Here is a 3,557-nt window from a genome sequence, read left to right as displayed (position 1 = left end):
GTTGGCTAATTTTGCCCAACCCCCAAAAATGTAAAATCAGCCGAGAGGCACTTCTTGCATCTCCTTCAAGGCCTTGCTCCAGTAGTCTGGATCGGCGTATCTGGCGGCAAGCGCATCAATGTCGACCTTGGTGGTAGTTTCGTTGAATTCGAACGTGCCAAACAAGTTGATATGTTGCCAAGCTACCGGGGAGATTCCTCGTAAGATGGCGATAGCCTCCTGGTCGCCAGCGGCCACCTTCTGTGCATATACCTTAGACAGTAGTGCCGTGTTGTAGAAGATGATCGCATTGGCAATCAGGCGCGAGCACTCGTTCCAGATTTGCTGTTCGGCTTCGGTGTGAACTCGGAACTTGCCGCCGTTGACGTAGGCGACCGCTTTGCGGAACCGGTGATACGCCTCCCCTCGGTTCAGCGCTTTTTGCACGCTTTGCCGCAAATCCACGTCGTCGATGAAGTCGAGGATGTACAGCGTGCGGCAGATGTTGTCGAGTTCCCACAGGGCCTTCTTGGTCTGGTTCTGGCGGGCGTAGCTGCTCAACTTGCGGACGATGGTGGCCTGAGTCACATCCTTCTGCGCCAGTGAGGCCATGATGCGCTGGATGTTGGGCCACTCCTTCACGATGAGTTCGTCGTAGACCTTGCGTGCCGGCTTGATAAACATGTCGGCGTAATGACTGGGATGCTCGAAGGCGACCAGAGTTTGCATCTTCTTGTGCAGATCGCGGTACCGCGGCGCGAAGCCATATCCGAAGGTGCGCAAGATCCAGAAATTGACTTGGTTGGTACCGTGCGTATCGGTCGAATGTCGTTCCGGCTTGATATCGGACGTGTTGTTGTACAGCAGGTCGAAAACGTAGTGACTCTCGTGCTCGTGCGTGCCGATGATACGGGCGTTGATCGGTACGTGGTTGGCCACCAGCGTGTACGCGCTCACGCCTTTCTGCAACCCGAAATACTTCGGCGAGTATCGGGCATTGATGGTATCGATCTGAGTTTCGATGCGCTGCCCGTCACTGCTGGAATGCATCTCGTCGCGGATGTCGTACAGATGGAACGCCGGCAAGGTCGCAATGGCATTCGTGATGGCATCGTTGGCGGCCCGTAGGGTTTCCAGCCGCAGATAGTTGCGTGCGGTGCCCTGTAATGACGAAAAGCTCAGGCCCGAAACTTCCGCCATCTTCCACAAGCCCATGTTGGTACCAAGCGCGACCACGCAAGCCAGGATTTCGCGGGCATCGGGGGCATGCTTGACATAGCGATCGAGCACATGGGTAAAGGCCCCCAGGAAGCCCGTCGCTCCCGCAACGAATCTCAACAGGTCGGCTATGCCGGTGCCGGGTAACTGGCTATAGAACGAGCCGCTGACGGGTTCTTCAGGCGTCGGGTAGATCAGCTTCCACCGTCGTTTCTCGGCACGGCCGGTGACTTTGATGTGTTTGTTGGCGGAGTCGATAATACGCTGGTTCACTTGCGCAAACCGGGTTTCCAGCGCCTCACGGAACGTGCTCAACGTGTCCTCGATGGGGGCCATCAGGAGCGGTACACCAATCTCCTGTAGGACTGTTTCGCGCTGCTCCCAGCGCATGTCGCTAATCAGGTCATCTTCGAAGCGACGAAATTCGTTGCTGTCCTTGACGAACAGGTCTCCGGCTTCCAGCGCGTTCCGTAACAGCCGATAGACGAGGAACTCATAACGATCGACTTCCAACCGCTTGCCCTGATCCTTCGCATCGCCTGCCTCGTCAGTCTCGGCAAAGAGGTGGCGCTGCAGGCTCTTCGGAATCATCGCCGTGGGAAATAGTGACGGTTGGGTCTGTCGCGGCGACTTGCCCGCGCGCAACAGCTCCTGCAGGAACGTGACCGCATCCAGTAGCGGCGCATCCTCCACCCGGCCGGCGAAGTCCAGTTCGCAGAACATGTGCCGAAGGTTGCGCTTGAATCGGTGCGACAGCGTTGTGGTGTAGTAGGACCACTGGAAGGCAGTCTTGTCGAAAGCGACATTGCGCAGGTAGTCGGCCACTGCCGCAAAGCGCTCCGGCTTCAGCAGTTCAAAGGCTTTCTTCTGGACGGTGGCGAACGGGCTGTCGACGGCGATGGACTTGTCGATGAACAGGCGAAGCACCTCGCCCGCCGCCTGCAAGTGTTCGCTGGCGTCCACCAGCGTCTGCTGCATCGCCGCCTCGGCGGCGTGTTTGGACTGCTTTTCATACTGGTCGACCAGATGAATGAACGCCTCGATGAGGTTGTCGTTGATCTGTCGGAAGCGATGGAAAGCGAAACAGAGCAGGTACAGGCGCGTCGTGCCCTTGGGCATGCGCTGCAGTTTGTAGACCGTGTAGAACTTGACCAGCGACGCATAGTACTTGCCGCTCTCGTTGGACAAGCCGGCCGCGACGAGAAAGCTCTGGGCGAACTCGTGCAGCGGCTGGAAGAATTTTCGCCGTTCGACTTCGCGCTTGAGCTCCTTGTAGCTGAAGTCCTTCGGTTCACGCTTGAGCGCACTGATCCGATACATCTGTTCGTCGGCCCGCAGCAAGTCGTCGAGACTTCGCTCGACCGCTGGGGTCATCGCCTGTTCGAGTAGGCGGGTGACGCGATGGCGTTCGTGCGTCACCACCCGTCCCACCATGTCCTGCATCGTCGTGTACTGCAGCGCCACGATCCGTTCGTTGCTCAGGTGCTGCAGTGACTCACGCCGGATGTACAGCGGTTGGGTCGACAGTGTTGCGATTCGCTGGGCTTTTTGCTCCAGCTCCGTCTTGGCGACGTTGTCGCACACGCGGTACCCAAATAGGTCGAGAACGGTTTGCTGGATGGCACCGCGCGTGGGCCTGGATGGCGCCTTGATCGATTCGACGGTCTGGCCCGGAAAATACTGCCCGAGCAGGTAGCACAGGTCATTGGCCACGGCGCCCTGCTCGAAGGTGAAGAACTGTCGCTTGGCCTTGAAGTAGCCCAACTCCAATGCCAAATACAGGCCGACGGCAGGAGTGCGTGCGTCGACAGCGGCCTTTTCCGCTGGGCTTAGGTCGAAGTAAAGGTTCCGGTCGTCGTCGGTAAATTTGGGCAGTCCATACAGGTCTTCAACCTCTTCAGAAGTGAGGATGTTCAGACGGTGAGAATCAGAGGCCGACGTCATTCAAATTGCCCGGAGAGTTTGTTCTTTTGCAGCGACCAGGAGCTTCGTTATCGCTGCTTCGTCAGTGCCAGCATAGAGTCAAGAACGAGGTGGTGACGATACCCGGTGTGAATGTGCCAGGCGATCAGTCAATCGTCGTCGTCCACACGACCCGCTGGCCGGTCGTTTCAGATTCAATTGTCCAGAGCACGCTTAACGAATAATTGAGAAGTCGTTGAGTGGGGACGCGCGGGTTGCTCATTACTGTGCCGACGATGTCATAGCGCGCAGGGATATTCGTGGCCCCATCCGTCCGTCTCACCGTTGTGGTGCCCGCGTACAACGAAGCGGAAGTGCTCCCCCTGTTTCATGCGCGTCTTGTCGGCGTGCTCGATGGGATGGCGCTCGATGCGCGGGTGATCTATGTCGATGACGGA

1 protein-coding gene is annotated in these 3,557 nt (G+C 57.8%); it reads right to left on the bottom strand.

The features are described 5' to 3' along the window. Positions 1–36 precede the first annotated feature (36 nt). Positions 37–3,141: a Tn3 family transposase gene (locus tag EPN31_RS15850; protein ID WP_015447883.1), complete on the bottom strand. Its 3,105-nt coding sequence runs from the start codon at positions 3,139–3,141 to the stop codon at positions 37–39. Positions 3,142–3,557: the final 416 nt, after the last annotated feature.

Source organism: Castellaniella sp., assembly GCF_004321985.1.
Classification (GTDB): Bacteria; Pseudomonadota; Gammaproteobacteria; order Burkholderiales; family Burkholderiaceae_B; genus Castellaniella.
This window is presented reverse-complemented; position numbering and strand designations above follow the sequence as displayed.

Excerpts from the sequence above, each read along its gene's own strand:
- EPN31_RS15850 (WP_015447883.1), bottom strand. The coding sequence starts at position 3,141 with ATGACGTCGGCCTCTGATTCTCACCGTCTGAACATCCTCACTTCTGAA.